This window comes from Barnesiella sp. CU968, assembly GCF_905219685.1.
GTDB lineage: Bacteria > Bacteroidota > Bacteroidia > Bacteroidales > Muribaculaceae > Lepagella > Lepagella muris_A.
The window spans coordinates 1-3,076 of the sequence record NZ_CAJMXD010000348.1 but is presented as its reverse complement, the minus strand read 5'-3'; the positions used below and the strand labels follow the sequence as shown (position 1 = coordinate 3,076).

General features: G+C 48.1%; 2 protein-coding genes. One reads left to right on the top strand and one right to left on the bottom strand.

Annotated elements, in window-relative coordinates; all coding sequences use genetic code 11:
- Nucleotides 1–114 precede the first annotated feature (114 nt).
- Complete coding sequence (uxaC, locus tag JX312_RS11255; protein ID WP_204458062.1) at nucleotides 115–1,527, bottom strand: glucuronate isomerase; 1,413 nt, start codon at nucleotides 1,525–1,527, stop codon at nucleotides 115–117.
- 318 nt (nucleotides 1,528–1,845) lie between these two features.
- Here uxaC and JX312_RS11250 point away from each other — a divergent pair, with 318 nt between their 5' ends.
- Nucleotides 1,846–3,045: an MFS transporter gene (locus tag JX312_RS11250; RefSeq protein WP_124030336.1), complete on the top strand. Its 1,200-nt coding sequence runs from the start codon at nucleotides 1,846–1,848 to the stop codon at nucleotides 3,043–3,045.
- Nucleotides 3,046–3,076 lie beyond the last annotated feature (31 nt).

Genomic DNA, 3,076 nt, shown 5'->3' with positions numbered 1-3,076 from the left:
TTACAGTTGTGGCAAAAAAGAGCAGTGAGCAGATCACCCATCTGAAAGAAGACATCTTTGCATCCGGTTTGTTGTTTAGAGCTGACATTTTAGCAGTTTCAGTATTTTTTAAGGTTAAAATTTAAAATAATCCCTGGCATTGCCATAAGCGATTCTGCTCACATATTCCTTTCCTATGAAATCAATCTCGGAAGCCGGCAGAAGTCCGTTCTCTATGTCATTGCCAAGAAGATTGCAAAGAGTGCGCCTGAAATACTCATGACGCGGATAACTGAGAAAAGAACGGGAATCGGTGAGCATACCCACGAATCTGCTCAGAAGTCCAAGATTGGAAAGAGCCGTCATCTGTTTCTCCATGCCGTCTTTCTGGTCAAGGAACCACCACCCCGAGCCGAACTGTATTTTACCGGCGCCGTAGCGGCCGTCCTGGAAATTGCCGATCATCGTAGCCACAAGTTCATTGTCATGCGGATTGAGGTTGTATATGATAGTCTTGGCGAGCTTGTCGCGGGATGCGAGCATGTCAAGGAAACGGGACATCTTCTTAGCGACATTGAGGTCTCCGATAGAGTCAAAACCTGTGTCCGGACCGAGCTGCATGAACATACGGGTGTTGTTGTTGCGTATCGCCCCGTAGTGGAACTGCTGTGTCCATCCCGCGTCATGATCCATTATGGCGAACTCCACAAGCATCGCCGTCTTGAATCTGGCGGTCTCCTCTTCCGTAAGTCTTGAGCCTCCGTACACTTTGTCGAAAATATCCACTATTTCCGCAGAAGTATAATCCTCGGCATAGAATTCCTCTATGCCATGGTCAGACAGGCGGCATCCTGCCTGTTCGAAGAACGCATGTCGCACTTTCAAGGCATCGATGAGGTCGGCAAACTTCCGTATCTCCACCCCCGACACTTCGGAAAGTTTCTCAAGATATGCCTTGAAAGCCTCGGGGTCTTCCACAGCCATCGCCTTGTCAGGACGCCACGTCGGAAGCATTTTGACCTTGAATCCGTCTTCTCTGGTCTTCAGATGGTGTTCAAGAGAATCCACCGGGTCGTCGGTGGTGCACACAACCTCCACGTTGTAATGGAGCATAAGCCCCCGCGCCGTGCGTTCCGGAGTCTGAAGCATCGCCGAACAATGGTCGTATATCTCTTTTGCAGATTCGGGATTCAGGAGGCTGTCGACACCGAAAGCAGTCTTAAGTTCAAGGTGCGTCCAATGGTAAAGAGGGTTTCTCATGCAGTAAGGGACTGTCTGCGCCCATTTCTCAAACTTTTCCCAATCGGAGGTATTCCTGCCGGTAATGAAAGACTCGTCTATACCGTTGGTGCGCATCGCACGCCATTTGTAGTGGTCGCCTTCGAGCCATATTTGGGAAAGGTTCTCGAATTTATGGTCGTTTGCCACATATTCCGGATTGAGGTGACAATGATAGTCTATAATGGGCTGGTTTTCAGCATACTCATGATACAGACGTTGCGCAACCGGTGTCTGGAGGAGGAAATTTTCGTGGATAAATGGTTTCATACTGGAGGTATGTATTTTACTGGTACTTATGATAATGGAACAGCTTCTGGCAGGAGAAGACAAAAGCCTTCTTTACAAGACAACCGGAGTTTTCCATATGCAAAGATAAAATAAAATTTCTTAATTTAAGAATATTTGCAAATCAAATGCCTGTAATCAATATCCTGCTTTCTGAACATAAGCGAAAAGTAAAAAAATAATTTATCACACAAGAGAAGGAGCTGATATTTTTATTAATTTTGCGGCGCAATCAAAAGCCGGTGTCCTCCAGACTTTCGGCAGGTCAGGACATGTCGGCAAATTTCAACCGAATTAATTATGGCAGACGATTCAGTCGGAAATAAACAGGCTACGGTATATTCCATTCTCCTCATCATAAGCTTCGGTCATTTTCTGAATGACATGATTCAGTCGGTAATACCCTCCGTATACCCGATACTCAGAGATGATTACAATCTTTCATTCCTGCAGATCGGCATCATCACATTTGTCGCGCAGATGACCTCTTCCATAATGCAGCCCGTTGTCGGAAGGTATACCGACAGACATCCACACCCCTATTCCCTGACTGCCGGCATGATGTTCACACTTGCCGGCATTCTGCTTCTGTCTGTAGCCTCCTCCTTCGGAGTCATACTGCTTGCGGTAGCTACAGTTGGCATCGGCTCTGCCGTTTTTCACCCGGAGTCATCACGTATAGCCCAGAACGCCGCAGGAGTCAAAAAAGGACTCGGACAGTCTATTTTTCAGGTCGGAGGAAACGGCGGAACCGCCCTCGGTCCGCTACTTGCCGCTGTCATAATACTCCCCTTCGGGCAAAAATCCATATCATGGTTTGCGATTGCGGCTCTTGTCGCCATCGGGGCACTGTCTTATGTGGGCAGATGGTACAAGACCTCATTGCGTTCGGTCAGAAAAACCGTCATCTCTCCGGCTGTAAAAAATCTGTCGCCGAGACGCATACGACAGGCGTTGTTCATTCTTTGCGTGCTCACATTCTCGAAATATTTTTATATGGCGAGCATGACAAGTTACTTCACTTTCTTTCTAATGGATAAGTTCGGCATTGACATCAAGCAGTCGCAGCTGTGTCTTTTCGCGTTTCTCGCCGCCGTCGCCGCCGGCACCCTTATAGGCGGAGCGATAGGAGACCGTTACGGACGCAAGCTTGTGATATGGTGGTCGATATTAGGCGCGGCGCCATTCGCGCTCGCACTCCCCTATGTCAACTTCGTCATGACGATAATCCTCGCAATAATCATAGGACTTGTCATTTCATCGGCATTCTCCGCCATACTCGTCTACGCGACAGAACTGAAGCCCGACAAGGTGGGGATGATAGCAGGACTGTTTTTCGGTCTCAATTTTGGACTTGGCGGCATAGCTTCCGTATTTTTCGGATGGCTTGCAGACCTGACAAGCATTGGATTCATCTTTCAGCTGAGCACACTCCTGCCGCTCCTCGGCATTGTCACGGGTCTCTTACCCGACATCGAGTCTCGAAAAAAATTTACTTGAAATGCACCCCTGCATGAGCAAAAAGGAAGCC

Excerpts from the sequence above, each read along its gene's own strand:
- JX312_RS11250 (WP_124030336.1), top strand. The coding sequence starts at position 1,846 with ATGGCAGACGATTCAGTCGGAAATAAACAGGCTACGGTATATTCCATT.
- uxaC (WP_204458062.1), bottom strand. The coding sequence starts at position 1,527 with ATGAAACCATTTATCCACGAAAATTTCCTCCTCCAGACACCGGTTGCG.